Origin of the sequence: Bacillus cereus group sp. Sample62 (genome assembly GCF_036851315.1) — a bacterium.
In the GTDB taxonomy this organism is placed as follows: Bacteria; Bacillota; Bacilli; order Bacillales; family Bacillaceae_G; genus Bacillus_A; species Bacillus_A wiedmannii.
This window is the reverse complement of sequence record NZ_JAFLPK010000001.1, coordinates 5,037,358-5,059,485: the sequence shown is the minus strand read 5'-3', so window position 1 is coordinate 5,059,485 and position 22,128 is coordinate 5,037,358. Positions and strand designations below refer to the sequence as shown.

The window sequence follows — 22,128 nt, the reverse complement described above, 5'->3', positions numbered from 1 at the left end:
CAATGTTCAGCGATGACAGAACTCTGTTTAAGGGGCCCATGGATCGCTGGAAGCTATTACAAGGATGAACGTACAGAAGAATCAATGAAAGACGGTTGGCTCTATACAGGAGACATTGTCACGGTTGATTCGGAAGGCTTTATTAAAATTGCTGATCGTACGAAAGACTGAATTAAAAGTGGAGGCGGATGGATTTCTTCCGTAGATTTAGAAAATGCCTTAATGTCGCACGATAAAGTGTTAGAAGCATCTGTTGTGGCGGTGCCGCATGAAAAATGGGAAGAACGTCCCGTTGCTTGCGTTGTATTAAAAGAGGGACAAGCAGTAGAAAGGGAAGAGCTGTACGTTTTACTAGAAGCGGAATTTCCGAAATGGTGGATGCCAGAAGCTATTTTATTTGTAAACGAAATTCCGAAAACATCTGTAGGGAAATTCTTAAAGAGAGCGCTGCGTGATCAGCTCAAGACGTATATGGTAGAGCAAAGCTAGAGAAGAAGGCTATCCTTTCATTTGGATAGCCTTCTTTTTTAGTCAATATGACAAATTTCTTTCCAATCTTTCAGGCGTGAACGACGCTTTATTGTGTGGTTTTGAACTTCTTCCCATATACGCTGTTCGAAATCCGGATGAACAGTAATGGGGCGAAGATGCGTCCAGGGGAAACGTCTTAGTAAATCTAATCCTTCTTCCCAAGTGTGTACAACATGGGAGGAATGCGAAATAGCACCTATATCGTCAACACCATAATCCATTTCATTTATATGCCGAGAAAAAATCCATCTTTTATCGGCTTGTTGTAAGCCGAATAGTGAGATAGAGCCTCCTTCGCCAGCTACTTTAATTATTGTTTGCCAATTTTGCATGGTAGTTTCCCTCCGTCAAATGGTGGGTTTGTGAAAAAATCAATTTTTTCAGTCTCAGCAGGTGCGTAAAGTGGATGGCGTGGCTCTTTGTTTCTTAAAAATCCAAGGCAATAGATAGTTTTTTTTTGCTCGTGTGACCATTGTTTGAGGAGATAGTGTATGTGAGTGGATTGTTTATGTAGTTTCCCGTGTTTCCCCCAAGCGACAACAATAATAGTTGCTTCTTTAAAGGCTTTTTCTAAGTAATAGCGATTTTTTTCTCCTATGACTTCAGAGTGTGGGAGTTCATGTAAGTTTTTAGGATAAGTTGTACGATAACTAAACAGGTTACAAATTTCTAAACTGCCACATTCTCATCGCTTTGCGAAGTTAATACAACGCTTTGTAGTCATGTCATCGTGTTGTTCATCTGCTGTACTTGGGTTTAGCATAATAAATAGAGTACGGTTCTCGTTTGTAATATCCCACCCTCTCGTCAAACTGTAACGGTGGTTTCCTTCAATAATTGCATCACGAATCATTACGAATTCCCCCTTTATGTTTTCATAGTTATATAATACCTTAAAATGTTGTATAAAATATCATAATTTTCCATTAATTGTTTGGTATAATAGGATAAAAACATTTGGGGGAGACAGAATGGCGTTATTGGAGTTGAAACAATTAGGAAAGACGAACCAGCTACCGGTAGTTGAACTGAAGGTTGAGAAGGGGCAATGTGTTGTTTTGCAATGTAATAACCATACAGCTAAAGTGTTGCACCGCATTATTATTGGTGAGGAAGAAGCTTCAACTGGCAACGTGCTATTTGAGGGAGAAGCGATTGGAAAGAAAAATTATTCTCGCATTGGCTTTTGTTTTTTAAAAGATGAAGCATACGACCGTTTGAAGGTAAAGGAATACTTCAAGTTTTTAATAGGACTTTATGAATCAAATATGAGCACGGAAGAAGTAGTACAATATGTCGGCCTCTTAGATAAATTAAACGTTAAAATAGAAAAGTTATCATTTTCAGAGAAACGTCGCCTTCATATTGGGCGTGTTATGATTCATAATCCAGACTTAGTTATTTTGGAAGAGCCGGAGCAAAATGTAGATACAGAGAGCACGATTATTATTCGAAAATCAATTATGAAAATGAAAGAGCAAGGAAAAGCGATTTTTATTACGTCATCCTTTCTATCGGACGCCCTTTCATTAACAGAAGATGTATACATATTAAACAATGATGGTGTAAAAAAAATAGAAATCGAACAAGAAGAAGTTGAAGAGGTGGATGAAGAGAAGGTCGTTCAAATGATTCCACAAATGAAACTTGAAAGAATTCCAGCGAAAGTAAACGATAAAATCATTTTACTTGATCCGATGGAAATTCATTTCATTGAAACGCAAAACGGAGTGACACATATTCATGTGCGTGAAGGTGATTTCGTATGTGCATTAACATTAAGTGAACTAGAAGCGAGATTAACGGGATTCGGGTTCTTTAGATGTCATCGCTCGTACCTTGTGAATTTACAAAGAGTACGAGAAGTCATTACGTGGACTCGTAATAGCTTTAGTTTAATTTTGGATGACGAAAGAAAAAGTTCAATCCCGCTTTCAAAAGGACGAATGGATGAATTAAAAGGTGTGATTGGGCTATAAAAATTGCTCCAATAAGCTCAAAATACGATTCATTCACCGGTAAAAATACTCCTTTTACGGGTATTTTACTGCGTAACCTCTTTGTTTTTCATATGATTGAGTCAAGAAAAGCGAAACAAACAAACGAAAAGCGCTAAAGCGACTTTCATCTATAAAAAGAAAAACAAAGGGGATGGCGAAATGACATTGGCAATTGAAATGAAAGATGTAATGAAAAGCTTCAATGAAAAGACGGCACTTCGAAATGTAAATATTGAGGTGAAGCAAGGAGAAATTTTCGGATTCCTCGGACCAAGTGGATCTGGAAAAACGACAACAGTAAAGATTTTAACTTCTCAATTACTCCATAGTGTTGGAACGGTAAGGGTATTAGGAAAAGATATTACAGGCCCAAGCAGCATCGATTATAAACGAATTGGTATTTTAACAGACAACAGCGGTTTATATGAAAGACTTAGCATTTATGATAACTTACTATTATTTTGTGACTTATACGATTGTAAAAAAGAACGAATTGATGAAGTGCTAGCGCAAGTGAATCTATTAGATGATAAAAAAACACCAGTAAAGAAACTATCAAAAGGAATGAGGCAGCGCGTTACACTAGCTAGAGCAATCCTTCATAAACCAGATATCCTCTTCTTAGACGAACCAACATCTGCACTCGATCCAGTTAACGTACAAAACATTCATAAAATCTTAAAAGACTTAAATAAAGAAGGAACGACGATTTTCTTAACGACTCATAATATGGACGAAGCAGAAACACTGTGTAACCGCATCGCCTTTCTATGCGGCGGAGAAATTGTAGCGCTTGATACACCAGAAAACCTTCGCTTACAATACGCGAAAGATCAAATACAAGTCGTATTAAAAGATAAGCAAAAAGAAGTCGTGCAAAAAGACGAATTAGGTGCAAAACGTATTTCAGAATGGATGAAAAAAGGTGAATTACTATCCATTCATTCACACGAACCAACGCTAGGCGATATCTTTATTGAAGTTACTGGGAGGGGACTATAATGACATTTTCAATGAGACGTGTATCAGCTATTTTTAGAAAAGAAGTACAGGATTTTAAGACAAATTCACAAGTTTTGTTAATGGCATCTTTACCAATTATATTTGCATTTATATTTAGCCGATTTGGAGAAGGACAGGCAGGAGTCGGCATTATTACTTTAATGTCCTTTCTATTTGTAGCAGGGTTTGTTCAATCAATGGTAATTGCAGAAGAGAAAGAAAAACATACGTTACGTGTGTTAATGCTATCACCAGCTTCTTCTGTTGAAGTTCTTCTTGGGAAAAGTATATTAACAGCATGTTTAACGTTGGGTATTTCCATTGTAAACTTATTCATCTTAGATCAATTAAGTGGCAATCTCTTATTGCTAGCATTTATTTTCTTATGTGGAACAATTCTATTCATTTTAATTGGAACAGTGATTGGATTATTAGCTGAGTCTGTCCCGCAAACATCACTAATTGGAATGCCAATATTAATGACGATGTATTTAGCTGTACAATTTGAGCCAATGGTTGAAAATAAAGTAATTAAGACGATGATTAGTTATCTTCCAACATCTCATCTTGAAAAAGCGATTAAAATCTTAGTGGAGGGTGCTGGGTTTAGTAGTATTAGTGGGCATATGCTAAATGTTGGAGTGTGGCTCGTTATTTCACTTATTGCATGTTTAATCGTATATAAAAAGAAACAATTGGACTAAAAACTGAGCCGAAAGTGCTCAGTTTTTTCTTTTTTCTATCATTTCCTCGGAAATTTTACAATTCCTATACATATTTTTACAGATTTTGTCGAAAAGTAATTAGTTATACGTTGTATAGGATACGTGAATATTGTTCAAAATGATTGCTGAGGTGATGATGGAATGCGAGGAAGAAATAATAAAAAGTCGCAAAAGGTAGTACATTTATTTCAAAAAAGATGGGTGTTTCCAGCACTGTACATTGCTTGTGCAGCGGTAATTTTAATGGTTGCGCTATGGTTCCAAGGAGCTAATCCGAAGAAGACTCCGAACCAAGATCAAGCGACACCTTATACACAATCGGAAGATCCAGCAGTACCAGTAACGAAATCTTCAGAAGTAGTGAAAATGCCAGCAGCCGCGAGTGTGGAAGTAGTCGTACAGAAGAAATTCTATGAAGATGCAGCAACTGAGGCGGAACAAGAAAAAGCACTTGTCTTTTATAACAACACATATTCCCCAAATAAAGGAATCGACATTGCTGCGAAGAATGGAAAAGAATTCAATGTAGCTGCTGCTTTAAGCGGTACAGTAACGAAAGCTGAAAAAGATTCACTTCTTGGTTATGTTGTAACAGTTGATAGCGGAAATGGTGTAGCAGCTTCTTATCAAAGCTTAGGCAGTGTGAAAGTAGAAAAAGGTGCACGAGTTGCACAAGGTGAAGTATTAGGAAAATCCGGTCTAAGTTCAATGAATAAAGAAGCAGGTTCTCACGTTCACTTTGAAGTACGTAAAGACAACGTGGCTGTGAACCCTGAGCGCTACTTAAATAAGTCAGTATCAGAAATTAAAGCTGATGCAGGTGCTGCAAAGGCAACGAACGCTTCTGGTAAAAAAGCTGAAGACAAATCTCAAAAAGAAGAGAAGTCGACGAGCACGAAACCAGAAAGTAAAACAGAAGACAAGTCTCAAAAAGAAGAGAAATCGACAAGCGGTTCGACTAGTGACAAAAAAGAAGAGCCGAAGAAAGAAGAAAAATCAACAAATGGTTCTACAGAATCATCTAACAGTTCTTCTTTACAAGAATAAGAAAGTGAAAAAATCAGTTCTCACTAGGAGAGCTGATTTTTTTACTTTTACCCCGCATTAACGGGTAGTAAGACCCCTATTTCAAAATTCAGTGAAAGCTAAGAAGTTAGGTTAGGGGCAACTGCCCGTAAAGGCCCGATTGGTTCAACTAATAATCAGTGGGGTGTCCCCCACTGATTAAAGTTTCACTTTATATAAAAATACTCAATTTCGAGAAAAAAGTTGCAATAACAAGGAAATATGACGAGATTCTCGAATATATATTACAAAAAGGAGGGGATACTGTGTCATTTTTATTTGTTCTGTCGACTGCTATTATTTTATTGTTTGTTTTATTCACTTTATATTATTATATTGCCGGTAAGAAAGAGGTTCCCCACCATCAATTGTTAGAAGAAGAGTTGGAACGAGAAGAATGACACCTTATATACAAGGTGTCATTTTTTTCGCCAAAATAGTCATTGTTAACGTATTTCTCACAAAAAAACGTAATTTTTCTTAACTTAGTCCGCAAAAATAGTGAACATGTAGCATATATCAGTAGTGCGGGCAATACAATGGTATAAACCAAAGCAAAGAGAGTGTTTGAGGTGAGAAATCGTGAATCATTTCATTATAAATCCAAGAATGTTTAACGCTTACAAACAGCACTCACACTTACTTCTTAGTCGTATGCAGCGAGGCTCATTTCACACTTCTCACATCCAATTTAGGGAGGCGAGTGGTGTGCACGATTACATCAAAGAGAGAACTATCAAGATTGGTAAGTATATCGTGGAGACAAGAAAGACAGTGCGTGTCATTGCAAAGGAATTTGGGGTATCAAAGAGTACAGTCCATAAAGATTTAACGGAACGTCTACCAGAAATTAATCCAGAGCTCGCAAATGAAGTGAAAGAAATTCTTGATTATCATAAGTCTATTCGTCATTTAAGAGGCGGAGAAGCAACAAAGCAAAAGTATAGAAAAGAAGATGTAGAAAAGCCGGTCCGTCAATAAATATGCGATCGCAAACATTCCGTTTCAATTCGGTAATATTTTTCAGAAGAATTCTTTTTGCGAATATTACGTTTCTGTTAAATTTATGATAAAATCAGAAATTAGGTGTAAAAGAATTCGGGTGTAACCTGATTTTGAATATCGAGGAGGAAATGACGGGAATGTTTGCGCGAGATATCGGAATTGACCTAGGTACGGCTAATGTATTAATTCATGTTAAAGGCAAAGGTATTGTATTAAATGAGCCATCTGTTGTGGCAATTGATCGTAATAGTGGGAAAGTATTAGCAGTAGGTGAAGAAGCAAGAAGTATGGTGGGACGTACACCTGGTAATATTGTAGCAATTCGTCCGCTTAAAGATGGTGTAATCGCAGATTTCGAAATTACAGAAGCAATGTTAAAGTATTTCATTAACAAATTGGACGTGAAGAGCTTCTTTTCAAAACCTCGCATTTTAATTTGCTGTCCAACAAATATCACATCAGTAGAACAAAAAGCAATTCGTGAGGCTGCTGAACGTTCAGGTGGTAAAACAGTATTTTTAGAAGAAGAACCAAAAGTAGCCGCAGTTGGTGCTGGTATGGAAATCTTCCAACCAAGCGGTAACATGGTTGTTGATATTGGTGGAGGTACAACAGATATCGCTGTACTATCTATGGGTGATATTGTTACCTCTTCCTCTATCAAAATGGCTGGCGATAAGTTTGATATGGAGATCTTAAACTACGTTAAACGTAAGTATAAGCTATTAATTGGAGAACGTACTTCAGAAAATATTAAAATTAAAGTTGGTACAGTATTCCCAGGTGCACGTAGCGAAGAGCTTGAAATTCGCGGACGTGACATGGTAACGGGCTTACCACGTACAATTACAGTATGCTCTGAAGAAATTACAGAAGCACTAAAAGAAGACGCGGCTATCATTGTACAAGCTGCAAAAGGCGTACTAGAGCGCACACCACCAGAACTATCTGCGGACATTATCGACCGCGGTGTTATTCTAACAGGCGGAGGAGCTTTACTACACGGTATCGACATGCTTCTAGCAGAAGAACTAAAAGTACCAGTATTAATTGCTGAAAACCCAATGCAATGTGTTGCGGTTGGTACAGGTATTATGCTAGAGAATATCGATAAATTACCAAAGCGTGCTTTACGATAAAGTGAAACTTTAATAAGTGGGGGCATCCCCCACTTATTATTAGCTCGCAAATAGTAGGGAAAATGAGAAGAACTAAGGTGTTAACCGAAGTTCTTTTTTTGTTTTTTTATTCTTTCATTTTTTTATTTTATTTTAATTTATTGAGAAAATAGAAGAAAAATAAAGAAAAACGAAGGAAATAGGTAAAATATTCATATATATGGTTAAATTTAATATTTCCTTATTTGAAAACGTTTATAATATAATGAGTCGAATACGACATTAAGGCAAATCATGTTTCAATACATATTGCCTTTCCCTAATTTGGGCATACACTCTTTTCTACCTCCGTGTCAGTTGCTGGAATAGGCAGCTATTTTAATGGAATAGGGTGTGTGCATTTTTTTATATATAAGGCTAAAAAGATATTAAAGTTTCACTTTACCCCGCATTAACGGGCAGTAAGACTCCCACCTCAAAATTTAGCGAATGCAAGGGAGTTAGGTGGGAGATCAACTGCCCGTAAAAGCCCGATTGGTGAAGGCTAATAATCAGTGGGGATGGAAAAAGCTCCCCACCGATTAAAGTTTCACTTTATAATGACAAACAATAAACAAAATGGGATAATAAACAATATATCTAAGTGGTAAGACCAATATTACAAAAGGGGCGATTGTTATATGCTAAATATAGAACAAATTAAAGAAATCATTCCTCACCGCTATCCATTTTTACTTGTTGATAAAATATTAGAAGTAGATGAAGGAAAAAGAGCGGTTGGAATTAAAAATGTATCCGCAAACGAAGAATTCTTTAACGGGCACTTTCCTGACTATGCAGTTATGCCCGGTGTACTTATTGTAGAAGCATTAGCACAAGTCGGCGCAGTTGCGGTATTAAAGAAAGAAGAAAACCGCGGAAGACTTGCTTTCTTCGCAGGTATCGACAATTGTCGTTTCAAAAAACAAGTACGTCCAGGTGATCAACTTCGTCTAGAAGTAGAAATGACACGTGTACGTGGTCCAATCGGAAAAGGAAAAGCAATCGCAACAGTAGATGGTGAAGTCGCATGTGAAGCTGAAATTACATTTGCGATTGGTGATAAAAAGGAATAACAGAAATAAAAAATCTCCTTGTGAAAATGCAAGGAGATTTTTTATTTCTACTATACATCGGTGTAATTATTAAAATGCGAACTAGTCAGAAAATTACTTGAGTATGGAAGATAATTGCCATATAATTACTTTGTTGTTTATTCGAAAATTAGGATAAATGATAAAGGCAGAAAAGAAGTAAATTCATTGTCATATTGTAAAGGTGTTCATATAAGACAAAGTAGAATGATATTGATTAAGATGAGATGTAGGGAAATCAGTGATACAAAATATTAATTAGACGTATGAAATCGAGCATAGAGAGAGAAAAAGGAGAAATGTCGCATTTCACAAAAGGAGACTATTAATATGTTCGGGAGAAAGAAAAGAAAACCATTACGACAATTAATTACGCATAAAGAGCCTAAATCACGTGTTGCAGAACAATATCGTAACATTCGTACAAACATTGAATTTACATCTGTAGATAGTCATGTTCGTTCTATTATTGTTACCTCGGCAGATCCAGGCGACGGAAAAACAACGACAATCGCAAACTTAGCAGTTGTTTTCGGACAACAAGGAAAGAAAGTCTTATTAATCGGAGCTGACTTGCGTAAGCCAACGATTCAAAACTTATTTGCCATTCACAATTCAAATGGATTAACGAACCTATTATCAGGACAAGCGAAACTGATGCAATGTATTCAAAAAACAGATATAGAGAATGTATACTTAATGGCGGCAGGTCCAATCCCGCCAAACCCAGCTGAACTATTAGGTAGCCGGATAATGGACGAGACATTACTAGAAGCATATAACATGTTTGATATTATTCTAATCGACACACCACCGGTTCTTGCGGTTACCGATGCACAAATATTAGCGAGCAAATGCGATGGAATCGTACTTGTCGTACGCAGTGAAAAAACAGAAAAAGATAAAATTGTAAAAGCGAAGCAAATATTAGACAAAGCGTCCGGTAAATTACTTGGTGTCGTCTTAAACGATAAAAGAGAAGAAAAAGAACAATATGGATATTATTAGAAAATAATGTATAGAATAGTAAATGAGAAAGCTGATAAATGTTTTTATCGGCTTTTTTTGAATTTTTGTAAAATTTTTTATTGCATTATACAAAAAACATGATACAATAGAAATTTTGGAAATTCGTTGGAATGTGTTGTCATATTTAAGATTATTTTGTAAGATTATATTTGCTTGATGTCGATAAAATGTAGAACTAAATTATTCAAAATAAAAAATGTAAGATTATATGTTATAATTTTTCTTATGTGCAAATTTTAGAAAGTTGGAGGAACTTATGGAAGAAACAATTAGTTTGAAAGAGTTATTTCATATTTTAAAAAAACGTTTAGCAATGATCCTCGTAATCGCCTTTGGTGCCGCTATTGTAAGTGCTATCATTAGCTTCTTCTTCATGACACCAATCTATCAGTCTTCTACGCAAATTCTTGTTAATCAGAAGAAGCAAGAAGGGGCAGCAATTCAATACAATGAGGTACAAACAAACATTCAGTTAACAAATACATACAAAGTTATAATTAAAAGTCCTGTTATTTTGGATCAAGTGAAAGAAAAATTAGATTTGAACATAACAACACAAGAATTAAACAAAAAAATCGAAGTGGCTAATGAAAAAGATTCACAAGTTGTAGCGGTAACTGCGCAAGATAAAGATCCGAAATTAGCTCGTGATATTGCTAACACAACTGCAGAAGTATTTAAAGGTGAAGTTGCAAAAATTATGAACGTTGATAACGTAACAGTACTATCTAAAGCAGAAGTCGCAGAAAATCAATCTCCAATTAAACCACGACCAATGTTAAATGTAGTAATTGCTTTCGTTATGGGCTTAATGGCTGCAGTTGGTCTTGCATTCTTACTAGAATACTTAGATAACACGGTGAAAAAAGAAGAAGATGTAGAAAATTTACTTGGCTTACCAGTGTTAGGTATTGTAGCTCGTATGGATGAAGAAACAATGAACGTGAAATCACACGCTCCATCATCAAGAAAAGTGAGGGGACAAACAATTGGCTCTTAATTTATTTAAAAAGAAAAAGAATCATCGTCAACGTCGTCAATTAATTGCTCATCAACAACCGAAATCACCAATCTCAGAACAATATCGTAATATTCGAACGAATATTGAATTTGCAGCTGTTGATACGAATTTACATTCATTAATGGTAACGTCTGCGAACCCAAGTGAAGGTAAAACGACAACGACAGCGAATATGTCAGTCGTGTTTGCCCAGCAAGGAAAGAAAGTATTATTAATTGATGCAGATATGCGTAAACCGGCAATGCATCAAATGTTCCAGGTGGATAATATTTTCGGATTAACGAACGTATTAACACATAGTGAACGTTTAGAAAAATGTGTACAAACGACATCAGTTGATAATTTACACTTTTTAGCTTGTGGTCCGATTCCGCCAAATCCAGCGGAATTATTAGGATCAAAATCAATGCAAGAGCTTCTTGCACAAGCATATAGCCTGTATGATTTGGTTATTTTTGATTTGCCGCCAATTTTAGCTGTTACAGATGCCCAAATTATGGCGAATGTATGTGATGCTTCTATTCTTGTCGTTCGTAGTGAATCGACAGAAAAAGAAGCAGCAGTAAAAGCAAAAGGTTTATTAGAATCGGCAAAAGGTAAACTGTTAGGCGTTGTTCTGAATGATCGTGAACGTGAACAAAGCTTATATTATTACTACGGTGCAAATTAATTGAAAGAGTGAGATATGAGAAGAACATATCTCCTTTTTTCCCTTGAATATGAGATGTCTCATATTCAAGGGAAAAAAGATTTATATGTGAAAGGGAGGATGAAACAAATGATAGATTTACATTGTCACATTTTACCTGGTATCGATGACGGTGCACAAACAGTAACAGATAGTTTAGCGATGGCACAAAAGGCAATAAAGGAAGGTATTCATACAATTGTCGCAACACCACACCATCAAAATGGAAAATATATAAATGAACGTACCTCAATTCTGCATCAAGTAAAACAACTAAATGATGAACTGCAACAACATAATATTCCACTTACCATTTTACCAGGGCAAGAGGTCAGGTTATATGGTGACATATTAGAAGACTACGAAGCTGGTAAAATCGTTACTTTAAATGAAACAAACAAATACATATTCATTGAATTTCCATCTAATCATGTACCTCGTTATGCAGAACAACTATTTTATGAACTACGTGTAAAAGGAATGATTCCAATTATCGTTCATCCCGAACGTAATGCCGAGTTAATCGAGAGGCCAGATAAGTTATATAACCTTGTAAATAAAGGTGCATTAACACAAGTAACGGCAGGCAGTTTACTAGGTAAGTTTGGTAAAAAAATTAAAAAGTTTTCATTACAGCTTGTGGAACATAATTTAACTCATATGATCGCATCAGATGCACATAACACAACGTCAAGAGGATTCCATTTAGCAGAAAGCTATGAATTAGTTGAGAAAGAATTCGGAATGAACGTTATGAGCGACTTAAAAGAAAATCCGTATTTAATAATTAGCGGGAAAGCAATTTATAAAGAAGATCCGGAACAAATTCGTCGTAAAAAATTGTTCGGTATTTTTTAAATAAAGAACTGGTGATGTCTCCTAACCGTTATCAACGGAGGCACTCGGTCGTGCTGTGGGTAGAAATTTTTTTATTTCGAACCTACCTTAGACGCTTGTCGTCGGGAGTATGACGTGAGGTTGGGTTAGATGCCCATCATTTATTTCTAATAGAAACTCTACCTATGGAGTTATAGCAATGACTCCATAGGTAGGGTTTTTGTTATTGTTACATATAAATAAAAGGATGTAGGGGGAGTATAATTGAAAAAAGTAAGAAAAGCAATTATTCCAGCAGCTGGTCTTGGGACAAGATTTTTACCAGCAACGAAAGCGATGCCGAAAGAAATGTTACCAATCGTCGATAAACCGACAATTCAATACATAGTAGAAGAAGCGATAGAATCAGGAATTGAAGATATTATTATTGTTACTGGAAAAGGAAAACGTGCGATTGAAGATCATTTTGATCATTCCTTTGAATTAGAACAAAACCTTTTAGAAAAAGGAAAGCATGAAATACTTGAAAAGGTACAAGCTTCGTCAAAGATTAATATTCATTACATAAGACAAAAAGAGCCAAAAGGACTTGGACACGCAGTATGGTGTGCGCGTAAGTTTATTGGAAATGAACCATTCGCGGTATTACTTGGTGATGATATTGTACAAGCAGAAACACCATGTTTACGTCAATTAATGGATCAATACGAAGAAACACAATCGTCAGTTATCGGTGTACAAACAGTGCCAGAACACGAAACACATCGTTACGGTATTATCGATCCAATTGAACAAAATGACCGTCGTTATCAAGTGCGCCAGTTTGTTGAAAAGCCAGCAGAAGGTACAGCACCATCAAATTTAGCGATTATGGGTCGTTACATATTAACACCTGAAATTTTTACGTTCCTCGAAAATCAAGAAACAGGAGCAGGTGGAGAAATTCAATTGACAGATGCAATTCAACACTTAAACGAAATTCAACGAGTATTTGCGTATGACTTCGAAGGTATTCGTTATGATGTTGGAGAGAAGTTTGGGTTTATTAAAACGACAATTGAGATGGCACTTCAACATGATGAATTAAAGGGTGAATTAATGAAATATATGAATGAACTTGTGAAAAAAGAAAATGTATATTTGTAAAGTGGGGTGCAAGAATTTTGACCTTGTTAAAATTATCTGATGGGGATGAAACGAAGCTAAATAGTAGAAAAATAGATGTGGAAACGGTAAATGCTCGTAAAGGATATTTAGTGGTTAAACGTTGCATAGATTTTATGGGATCGTTATGTGGATTGTTGTTGTTATTCCCTCTCTTCTTAATTGTAGCCTTAATCATTAAATATGAGGATCCTAAAGGACCGGTGTTTTTTAAACAAGTTCGTATCGGGAAAGATGGAAAAGAGTTCAATATATATAAGTTCCGCTCAATGGTTACAGATGCTGAGGATAAATTGAAAGATTTATTGGAACATAATGAAGTTTCAGGTGCTATGTTTAAAATGAAAAAAGATCCTAGGGTAACACATTTCGGTCACTTTATTCGTAAAACTAGCATTGATGAACTTCCTCAGTTAATTAATGTACTAAAAGGTGAAATGAGCCTCGTTGGACCGAGGCCACCATTGCCACGTGAAGTAAAACAATATACAGATCATGATAAGCAAAGACTGCTTGTACTACCTGGATGCACCGGGTTGTGGCAAGTAAGTGGGAGAAATGATCTTGATTTTAAAGAAATGGTTGAATTGGATTTAGAGTATATAAATAAACAAAGTATCGGGACAGACATTCAAATTATATTAAAAACAGTAACTATTCTTTTCACATCAAAAGGGGCTTATTAATATTAAAAAAATTAGTTCAAAGATAAGTGTGTTTTGAATGTTATTTAAGAGGTCTAATTATGAAGTTAAATAGTATGGCAGTAAAAAACATTGCTCAAATGGGCGTAATTCAATTGGTTAATTATCTATTTCCGTTAATAACGGTCCCTTATTTACTAAGGACAATTGGAATATCAAATTACGGTATACTTTCTGTTGAGATAGCAGTGGCACAAATATTATTGATTATTTCTGACTATGGATTTGCATTTACAGCAACACAGAAAATAGCAATAAAAGAAAAAGTGGATAATGATTTAGCAAGCGCAATTTATATTGTTAAATGCTTAATGGGGATAATTGTTTTTATAGCAGTTAGTATAATTATATATGTATTTTCTGCGGATACTAAGACAATCATACTTCACTTTGGATTCTTCGGCTTTTTCTTCTTCCAGTCATTAATACCCAACTGGTTGTTTAGGGGTTTAAATAAACTCATGTATATATCGATATTAACAGTAATGTCAAAACTATTTACGTTAGTATTGATGTTGTTATTAATTAAAAGTGAGAGTGATTATTACTTACTAGGGATTGTATATGCTGTGCCAACCATTATTATATGTGTAATTGCTCAAATAGTGGTGATTAAATTAGGGGTTAAAATTCAGAGGGTTAGTATTAAGAGAATACTTTCAGAAATAGAAGAGGGGAAAGATATATTTCTTTCTAATATCATTGGGGTATTATATACGACCATGAATACGATAGTGGTGGCATTCTTTGGTGGTAGTTATGCAGCTGGGATATATGCAACTTGTGAGAAAGTAGTTGGTTTAGTTAACAGTGTCACAAATGCAATTTCACAAGCGGTATATCCAATTGTGTGTAAGGAAATAGCTAAGAAAAAAAATAAAATAGAACAGTTTAAAGTGTCTTTAAAATATTTTGGATGGTGGCCGGTTTGTACCTTTATTGGTGGAATAATCTTACTTGTATTAGCTCCGTTTATTTTGGCTCTAATTACGGGAGGGAAAGTGACCGATAATCAAATATTAACACTTCGAATTATGAGTTTTATTCCATTTTTAATTAGTCTAGGCCATTTATTAGGGATACAAACTTTAATTCCATTAAATGATAAAGCATCTGTTAGAATCGCTGTAACCTACGGAGCAATAGTAAATTTATCATTGGGAGTTTTATTATCCTGGTTATACGAGGCGCCAGGAACAGCCGCAGCAATACTTTTATGTGAACTTGTAGTTGTAGGAAAAGAGTTGAAATTTCTAAAAACACACATAAGCTCTAAAGAAGGAGAAAAATAATTTGAGTGAATTTAACTTGTTTGCAATTATTGTTATTTACAATAGAAAAATTACAGATGCACCAACATATAATGAACTGAAAAAAATAACGTCCATTCGAGAGAATTTGTTCGAAAATATATTTATCTTTGATAACTCAACAAACAAAGAAGTAAGAGAATGGAATAAGAGATTAGTAAATAGTCAAAATGAGAAAGTGATGCAGTATGTTACAGAAAATGAAAATGTTGGTTTAGCTCATGCTTATAATTCTATATTGAAAAAAATTAACGAGGAATCTTCAAAAAAGAATAATTGGTTTTTGGTGACAGATCAGGATACCGATATTACATTGGAATTTTTAGATGCTTTTTGTGAAAATATTTATGATAACCCTGCAATTGGTGCGTATGTACCAAGAATATTTGGGAAATCACATATGATTTCTCCTTTAAAAGTCAATAGAACATTTTGGGGCGATAGTTTTGATTTACCAGCAGCAGAGCCAAATGGTCTTTTGAATGGGCGATATACTGCTATTAATAGTTGCTCAATTTTTAACGTAAATGCTTTAAATAAGATAGGTGGATTTAGTGAGAAGTTTCCTATAGATTATTTAGATCATCATACTTATCATCAATTATGGAAAAATCAATATTCTTGCTATTGTTTGGATGTTGAGATTAAACATGATCTATCATTCGAGTCTTTTAGAGCAGTTAAATACGATCGATATAAAAACTTTTTGATTAGTCAAAGTAATTACATTACAGAGGTTGAACAAGATAATAAAATTAATCTTATTAAAGCTAGTATACATTCTGGTCGAAGACATACAGTTAGGACTTTAAGAAATGGGAGATTAATTTACTTTTGTAAAGGCTGGTATTTAAAGCTGAAGATATTAGTACGAGCACTGAAAAAATAAAGGAGATAGTAAGAAATGGAGTTAATCTCAAATTCATCTGTGAATGTAGTGATAGTAACCTATGGTGAAAGATGGGGATTTTTAAAACCGATTTTAGCCAAGTTAGAAAGATTTGATGAAATTAATAGTATCATTTTAGTTGATAATGGGGTTCCTTATGATTTGAATGTGAAATTGAAGGGATTTAATAAAATTAAAACAGTTCATTTTCAAAATAATGAAGGGTCTGCAACAGGATTTAATGCCGGAATTAATAAGGCGCTTCAAGAAGAAGGAAATTTTATTTGGCTTTTAGATGATGATAATCTGCCAAATGATGATGCACTAGAAAAACTAAAAAAAATGCAAGTAGAGTTAGATGATGAAAAGATTATATTAAGCTCTTTTCGTAATGATAGATTAGAATTATTAAATTCAGGAGGACAAAGTTTTACACGCAATTCTTTTTTTGAATTCAATATATTGAAAAAAATATTTAAAAAATCAAAAAGATACAGTAAAAAGGATACAGGTTATCCAAATTTACTAGCATGTGAAGCAGTTCCTTATGGTGGCTTATTTTTGAATAAAACTATTATGGAGCAAGTAGACTTACCTACGAAAGAGTATTACTTATATTGTGATGACATTGATTTTACTTATAGAATGACTAATCAGGGTTATGCAATATATTGTGTTACCGATAGTGTGATTGTTGATTTAGAAAGCTCATGGTATAGAAAAGAGAAAGTACCAATGTTTCAAGGAATCTTTAGAACAAATGAGTTAACTAGAGGATTATATTCAATTCGTAATAGAGTATACTTTGAAAAAAATTATATAGCAGATTCGATAGTGGCTTATTACATAAATATATTTATATATATGTGTTTCGTGCTGATAAAATATATGCCTAAAAATGTTAATGGTCTAAAAAGGTATATAATCTTATGGAAAGCTATTAATAAAGGTAGAAAAGGAGTATTGGGGAAAGAGAAGAGTTGGTAATACTTTGTTTCCCGAAAAAGTATGAAAAAACTTGAAAAAAATTTCACATATTTATATGTTACTTTACTTTTAATTATTGCAGGTAATACAACTATTACTCAGATGTTTTTATTTGCCGGGGAAAGGAAATTTGGAGTTTTATCGAAAGAGCGTATAGTTTTATTGTTATATTTAATTACGATAATTATCGGGATATTAGTTTCAAAAAAAAGCTTGCAAATTACATTCTCAAAAGTAAAAGCTTTTTATATTCTATTCGTATTTTTAATATCTAGTTTTATACTATCTTTTGTAAATCTATCCGAAGGTTTTGAGAAGATGACAGAAGTTTTCTTCTCTTATTATTGGGTTACTTTATTTGTAATTATACTGGGTATGAATATTAACTTTATGGAAGAAAAATATGTAAAAAGGGCTTTTTCTATATTTTTCTTTATTCAATGTATACTTGGTATTATGCAATATACTTTTAATAAACCGTTTGTGTTCACTACTTTTAACGGAGAGCCGGTATTGAATACAATCTATTATTTAAATGGTATGAGTTCTGCAAGTGATATTTTATACTCAATGGGGGCACAAGTAAGGGCTTTTGGTTTAACAGATAGTGGATTAACATTGGGAATGTTTTCTCTAGCTTTATTTAGTTGTTATTTTTATAATCTATCTTCCTCAAATGGAAGAGAAAAAATGAGAGCTATTTTTATAATGTTAGTTGCATTAATTTGTGCATACATGACGATTACAAGAAACATTTATGTGACAGGTCTGTTTTTATTGTTGTTGTTATTATTCTTAAATAAGATTTCTTCAAAAAAAATCTTATTTGTAAAAATAATGTATGTTCTTTTGATTATAGGGAATTTTTTATATGTATCATTTGCAGAAGAGCTTTTTGGATTTATTGCTCAGGTAATACCTGAGTTTAATATAGAAACATTATTTAGCCGATTAATAGGGTATCAGCAAGTTTTTAATAAGGTTAAATTTGATGTTTCTCATATACTATTTGGATCAGGTGTAGTACCTTCACGTCAATTATATATAGATAATGACTTCTTATATACATATGCTAATATTGGCCTAGTTAGTTATGTGCTAATGCAGATAATATATATGTATATATTATTTAAAGGGTTAAATGGCCTAAGGGCAAAAGCGTATAATTCTAGATTTTTAAAAGGATTATTAATCTTTCTAGTAACATATCCTTTTGCGAGTTGGATTAGTACTGTTATTTATGTTTACTTTATTCTGGCTATTTTAGCGTATGTAATTATGAAAAATGAAGACAAAAAATTAAATACGTAAATGACTTTTAATGAGGTAAAAAAATGAACGAGAGTATTTTTAAAAACAAATATTTAAAATTAAAATATATTCCATATATAATTTTAGCATTTTTAATAAATGGATTTATAAAGTTATTAAAATTAAAAAAGCAAAAGATTATTTTAATAGGTGGGCATTGTGGAGAAAAATACGGAGATAATTCAGCTGAAATTCATAAATATTTACTAAGGAAATACCCAGAGTTTAAAATTTATTGGATGATAAATAAAGAGGTAAATCCAGAAGTAGTGAATATAGAAGGAACTGTAATAAAAATAGGTGGGATAAAGAATTACCTTGCGTATTTAAATTGTGATGTTTGTTATTTTAGCCATTCATTAAGTACAGATATTGCGCCAGTAATTGATAAAATCTTGCCTGAAAGAAATAAACCTATTAGGGTACATCTTAGCCATGGAGTAGAGGGATTAAAAAGGAACATTTACCCTGAAAGAATAGAAGATGTAGATTTTTATATATGTAGCTCTGAAAATGAAAAGGAAATCAAGCAGACTGAATGGGGTATAGCTGAGAACAAACTAATTGTCACTGGGGTACCTAGGTACGACAGGTTATATCGTTCAAAAAATATAATTCCTCAAAAAAGTATTTTATACTTACCAACTTGGCGTGAGTGGTTATATGAAATGGAAGAAGAAGAATTTATGCAATCAGAGTTTGTTAGTCAAATTCAAAGGGTAATTAATGATGTAAAATTGAATCAGATATTAATTGAGGCTGGTTTTAGGTTGGAAGTTTTACTTCATCCGTTTATGCAAAAAAAAATACCCTTACTTCGAGAAGATAACATTAATTCGAATATTGTAATTTTAGGAGAGAATGAAGATATTTCCGATAAAATTGTAACTTCTTCGTTATTAATTACTGATTATTCAAGCGTGAGCTGGGATTTTCTTTATATGCGCAAAAATATTATCTTTTTCCAATTTGATCAAGAAAAATATTTAAATGAACGAGGTGCATATATGGATTTTAAAAAAGAACTCTTTGGTGAGGTAGTATTTTCAGTTGATGATTTAATTCAAAATATAAAGCAGCTATTGAATGATAGGTTGGAATATGATGATGAAATTATTAACTTTCAACGTGAGAAATTTTTTACCTTTTTTGATGATAAAAATTGTGAACGCGTAATTCAGCATACTCTAAATGTGGATTAAACAGTGAAGAGATTTATATAGAACACTGAAGGCACACTTGGAGTAATTTAATAATAGATTCTAATTTAATTGAATATATGGAGGCATAACAATGAAAGGTATTATTTTAGCAGGTGGAAGTGGAACGAGATTATATCCATTAACAATGGTAACAAGTAAACAATTGTTACCTATATACGATAAACCAATGATTTATTACCCACTATCTACACTGATGTTAGCGGGAATTCGTGAAATTTTAATTATTTCAACACCAGAGGATACACCACGTTTTGAAGCTTTGTTAGGAGATGGATCTCAATTTGGTATTTCTCTTCAATATAAAGTACAACCAAGTCCAGATGGATTAGCACAAGCATTTATTATTGGTGAAGAATTTATTGGTGATGATTCTGTAGCGATGGTGCTAGGGGACAACATTTATTATGGTAGCGGAATGCGCAAAATGTTACAGCGTGCAGCTCAGAAAGAAAGTGGAGCTACAGTGTTTGGGTATCATGTACATGATCCAGAGCGTTTTGGTGTAGTTGAATTCGATGAGAATGGGAAAGTATTGAGTGTAGAAGAAAAACCGAAAGAGCCAAAATCAAATTACGCAATTACTGGTTTATATTTCTATGATAATCGCGTAGTTGAAATTGCGAAAAATGTTAAACCATCGGCACGTGGAGAATTAGAAATTACATCTATAAATGAAGCATATTTAAATAATGGTGAGTTAGAAGTTGAATTATTAGGCCGTGGTTACACATGGTTAGATACAGGTACACATCAAAGTCTTGTGGATGCAACAAACTTTGTCAAAACAGTTGAAGACCATCAAGGAATTAAAATCGCAGCACTTGAAGAAATTGGCTTTATTAATGGTTGGATTAATAAAGAAACTTTAATTGAATCAGGTGATCAGTGCTCTAAAAATGGCTATGGTCAATATTTATTAAAAGTAGCAAACGGTAGCATTAAATACTAATTTGGAGTGAATGTAATGAAAGTTTTAGATACAAATCTATTAGGTGTAAAAGTAATTGAGCCAAAAGTATTTGGAGATCATCGTGGTTGGTTTATGGAAACTTATAGCGATAAGGCAATGAAAGAAGCTGGAATTGATCTGCAATTTGTACAAGACAATCAATCCTTTTCTGCAACAAAAGGAACACTTCGTGGTTTACACTACCAGTTAAATCCTAAAGCACAAACTAAGCTTGTACGTTGTACACGTGGATCAATCTTTGATGTAGCGGTCGACATTCGTAAGGGAAGTCCTACATATGGTCAATGGTTCGGTATTGAGCTAAGTGCAGAAAATAAAAAACAGCTATTAGTTCCGAAAGGATTTGCACATGGATTTATGACATTAACAGACGATGTTGAGGTTCAGTATAAAGTTGATGAATTATATGCTCCGGAATGTGATCGAGGCATTGTTTGGAACGACGCTGAAATTGGTGTTGAGTGGCCAATGGAAATTCAACCAGTGTTATCTGAAAAAGATGAAAAAGCACCTTCATTAAAAGAAGCAGAAACTAACTTTGTATACGGGGAGTAAAAAAAATGAAAATTTTAGTAACCGGTTATAATGGTCAGCTTGGATATGACGTAGTAAAACGTGGAGAGAAGCAAGGACTAGAAATGCAAGGTATTGGAATAGAAGATTTAGATATTACAAACGAAGCTGCGGTTTATGAATTTGTAGATAAAGTAAAACCAGATGCAATTATTCATTGTGCAGCATATACGGCTGTTGATAAATCTGAAGATGATAAAGAACTTTGTTGGAACGTGAATGTAGAAGGTACAAAATACCTTGCTACAGCAGCAAAAAAAGTAAATGCTAAATTTGTTTATATTAGTACGGATTATGTATTTGATGGAGAAGGAACTCATGCATTTGTAGAAACTGACGCACCTAATCCGGTTGGATACTATGGTTTAACGAAGCATGAGGGAGAAAAAGTAGTTAGAAGCCTAATAGATAACAACTTTATTGTGCGTATTTCATGGGTATTCGGTATTAATGGAAATAACTTCATTAAAACAATGCTTCGTTTAGGCGAAACACGTAATGAACTGAACGTTGTGGGAGATCAAATAGGATCACCAACTTACACATATGACTTAGCTCGTTTATTAGTTGATATGGTCGTAACAGAGAAATATGGTACATATCATGCTACAAATGAAGGTTTCTGCAGTTGGGCTGAATTTGCACAAGAAATTTTTGAGATTGCAGGACAAGATGTAAAAGTAAATAGTATTACAACAGAAGAGTATCCTACTCGCGCAGTACGTCCTAAAAATTCACGTATGTCGAAGCAGAAATTAATTGATAATGGATTTGAGCCATTACAAGATTGGAAGAAAGCAACAAAACATTATATTACACAATTACAACAAGAGGTGAAATAAG

Annotated in this window: 23 protein-coding genes and 2 pseudogenes; 23 read left to right on the top strand and 2 right to left on the bottom strand. The window is 33.9% G+C overall.

Features of this window, described 5'->3' with window-relative positions:
• Nucleotides 1-12: 12 nt before the first annotated feature.
• Nucleotides 13-489 (top strand): annotated as a pseudogene (locus J0835_RS26015) (AMP-binding enzyme); the annotation flags it as partial.
• Nucleotides 490-527: 38 nt separating this feature from the next.
• On the opposite strand, the gene J0835_RS26010 reads toward J0835_RS26015, so the two are convergent.
• On the bottom strand, nt 528-863 hold the full coding sequence (locus J0835_RS26010; RefSeq protein WP_087983286.1) for a hypothetical protein: 336 nt from the start codon (nt 861-863) through the stop codon (nt 528-530).
• Nucleotides 842-1,384: pseudogene (locus J0835_RS26005) on the bottom strand (DUF1643 domain-containing protein). The gene J0835_RS26010 and the pseudogene J0835_RS26005 overlap by 22 nt, the downstream one beginning before the upstream one ends.
• 118 nt (nt 1,385-1,502) lie before the next feature.
• On the opposite strand from J0835_RS26005, the gene J0835_RS26000 reads away from it, so the two are divergent.
• The 22 genes from J0835_RS26000 to rfbD all read left to right on the top strand — a co-directional run bounded on the left by J0835_RS26000 (nt 1,503) and on the right by rfbD (nt 22,127).
• Nucleotides 1,503-2,510 (top strand): LytTR family transcriptional regulator DNA-binding domain-containing protein, encoded by a 1,008-nt coding sequence (locus tag J0835_RS26000; protein ID WP_087983284.1) that lies wholly within the window; start codon nt 1,503-1,505, stop codon nt 2,508-2,510.
• A gap of 180 nt (nt 2,511-2,690) precedes the next feature.
• The gene (locus J0835_RS25995; protein WP_087983282.1) at nt 2,691-3,533 is read left to right on the top strand and encodes an ABC transporter ATP-binding protein; all 843 of its coding nucleotides are present in this window, start codon (nt 2,691-2,693) and stop codon (nt 3,531-3,533) included.
• The gene (locus J0835_RS25990; RefSeq protein ID WP_000144454.1) at nt 3,533-4,237 is read left to right on the top strand and encodes an ABC transporter permease; all 705 of its coding nucleotides are present in this window, start codon (nt 3,533-3,535) and stop codon (nt 4,235-4,237) included. The genes J0835_RS25995 and J0835_RS25990 overlap by 1 nt, the downstream gene beginning before the upstream one ends.
• Before the next feature lie 162 nt (nt 4,238-4,399).
• The gene (locus J0835_RS25985) at nt 4,400-5,305 is read left to right on the top strand and encodes a M23 family metallopeptidase (protein WP_087983280.1); all 906 of its coding nucleotides are present in this window, start codon (nt 4,400-4,402) and stop codon (nt 5,303-5,305) included.
• A gap of 284 nt (nt 5,306-5,589) precedes the next feature.
• On the top strand, nt 5,590-5,724 hold the full coding sequence (locus J0835_RS25980; RefSeq protein WP_000008903.1) for a hypothetical protein: 135 nt from the start codon (nt 5,590-5,592) through the stop codon (nt 5,722-5,724).
• A gap of 307 nt (nt 5,725-6,031) precedes the next feature.
• Complete coding sequence (spoIIID, locus tag J0835_RS25975) at nt 6,032-6,304, top strand: sporulation transcriptional regulator SpoIIID (protein WP_000544012.1); 273 nt, start codon at nt 6,032-6,034, stop codon at nt 6,302-6,304.
• A gap of 161 nt (nt 6,305-6,465) precedes the next feature.
• On the top strand, nt 6,466-7,467 hold the full coding sequence (locus J0835_RS25970) for a rod shape-determining protein (RefSeq protein WP_076541461.1): 1,002 nt from the start codon (nt 6,466-6,468) through the stop codon (nt 7,465-7,467).
• Between the two features lie 659 nt (nt 7,468-8,126).
• Nucleotides 8,127-8,561, top strand: a complete 435-nt coding sequence (gene fabZ, locus J0835_RS25965; protein ID WP_000931959.1) for a 3-hydroxyacyl-ACP dehydratase FabZ — start codon at nt 8,127-8,129, stop codon at nt 8,559-8,561.
• A gap of 348 nt (nt 8,562-8,909) precedes the next feature.
• Nucleotides 8,910-9,587, top strand: a complete 678-nt coding sequence (locus J0835_RS25960) for a CpsD/CapB family tyrosine-protein kinase (protein WP_333728180.1) — start codon at nt 8,910-8,912, stop codon at nt 9,585-9,587.
• A 277-nt stretch (nt 9,588-9,864) separates the two neighbouring features.
• Nucleotides 9,865-10,608 (top strand): YveK family protein, encoded by a 744-nt coding sequence (locus J0835_RS25955; RefSeq protein WP_087983277.1) that lies wholly within the window; start codon nt 9,865-9,867, stop codon nt 10,606-10,608.
• Complete coding sequence (locus J0835_RS25950) at nt 10,598-11,299, top strand: CpsD/CapB family tyrosine-protein kinase (RefSeq protein WP_087983275.1); 702 nt, start codon at nt 10,598-10,600, stop codon at nt 11,297-11,299. Before J0835_RS25955 ends, J0835_RS25950 begins: the two co-directional genes overlap by 11 nt.
• A 108-nt stretch (nt 11,300-11,407) precedes the next feature.
• Nucleotides 11,408-12,175, top strand: a complete 768-nt coding sequence (locus J0835_RS25945) for a tyrosine-protein phosphatase (protein WP_087983300.1) — start codon at nt 11,408-11,410, stop codon at nt 12,173-12,175.
• 243 nt (nt 12,176-12,418) lie between these two features.
• Complete coding sequence (gene galU, locus J0835_RS25940; protein ID WP_087983273.1) at nt 12,419-13,300, top strand: UTP--glucose-1-phosphate uridylyltransferase GalU; 882 nt, start codon at nt 12,419-12,421, stop codon at nt 13,298-13,300.
• Between the two features lie 17 nt (nt 13,301-13,317).
• Complete coding sequence (locus J0835_RS25935; protein ID WP_087983271.1) at nt 13,318-14,004, top strand: sugar transferase; 687 nt, start codon at nt 13,318-13,320, stop codon at nt 14,002-14,004.
• A gap of 59 nt (nt 14,005-14,063) precedes the next feature.
• Nucleotides 14,064-15,314: an oligosaccharide flippase family protein gene (locus J0835_RS25930; protein ID WP_087983269.1), complete on the top strand. Its 1,251-nt coding sequence runs from the start codon at nt 14,064-14,066 to the stop codon at nt 15,312-15,314.
• Between the two features lies 1 nt (nt 15,315).
• On the top strand, nt 15,316-16,221 hold the full coding sequence (locus J0835_RS25925; protein WP_087983268.1) for a glycosyltransferase: 906 nt from the start codon (nt 15,316-15,318) through the stop codon (nt 16,219-16,221).
• Nucleotides 16,222-16,236: 15 nt separating this feature from the next.
• A complete protein-coding gene (locus J0835_RS25920) occupies nt 16,237-17,208 on the top strand; it encodes a glycosyltransferase (protein WP_087983266.1) in 972 nt (323 codons plus the stop codon).
• A 21-nt stretch (nt 17,209-17,229) separates the two neighbouring features.
• The gene (locus J0835_RS25915) at nt 17,230-18,519 is read left to right on the top strand and encodes a hypothetical protein (RefSeq protein ID WP_087983264.1); all 1,290 of its coding nucleotides are present in this window, start codon (nt 17,230-17,232) and stop codon (nt 18,517-18,519) included.
• Between the two features lie 23 nt (nt 18,520-18,542).
• A complete protein-coding gene (locus J0835_RS25910; RefSeq protein ID WP_087983262.1) occupies nt 18,543-19,721 on the top strand; it encodes a CDP-glycerol glycerophosphotransferase family protein in 1,179 nt (392 codons plus the stop codon).
• Between the two features lie 91 nt (nt 19,722-19,812).
• Nucleotides 19,813-20,691 (top strand): glucose-1-phosphate thymidylyltransferase RfbA, encoded by an 879-nt coding sequence (rfbA, locus tag J0835_RS25905; protein ID WP_087983260.1) that lies wholly within the window; start codon nt 19,813-19,815, stop codon nt 20,689-20,691.
• Between the two features lie 15 nt (nt 20,692-20,706).
• Nucleotides 20,707-21,267 (top strand): dTDP-4-dehydrorhamnose 3,5-epimerase, encoded by a 561-nt coding sequence (gene rfbC / locus J0835_RS25900; protein WP_030029423.1) that lies wholly within the window; start codon nt 20,707-20,709, stop codon nt 21,265-21,267.
• Nucleotides 21,268-21,272: 5 nt separating this feature from the next.
• The gene (gene rfbD / locus J0835_RS25895; protein ID WP_087983258.1) at nt 21,273-22,127 is read left to right on the top strand and encodes a dTDP-4-dehydrorhamnose reductase; all 855 of its coding nucleotides are present in this window, start codon (nt 21,273-21,275) and stop codon (nt 22,125-22,127) included.
• The last annotated feature ends 1 nt before the right edge of the window (nt 22,128 follow it).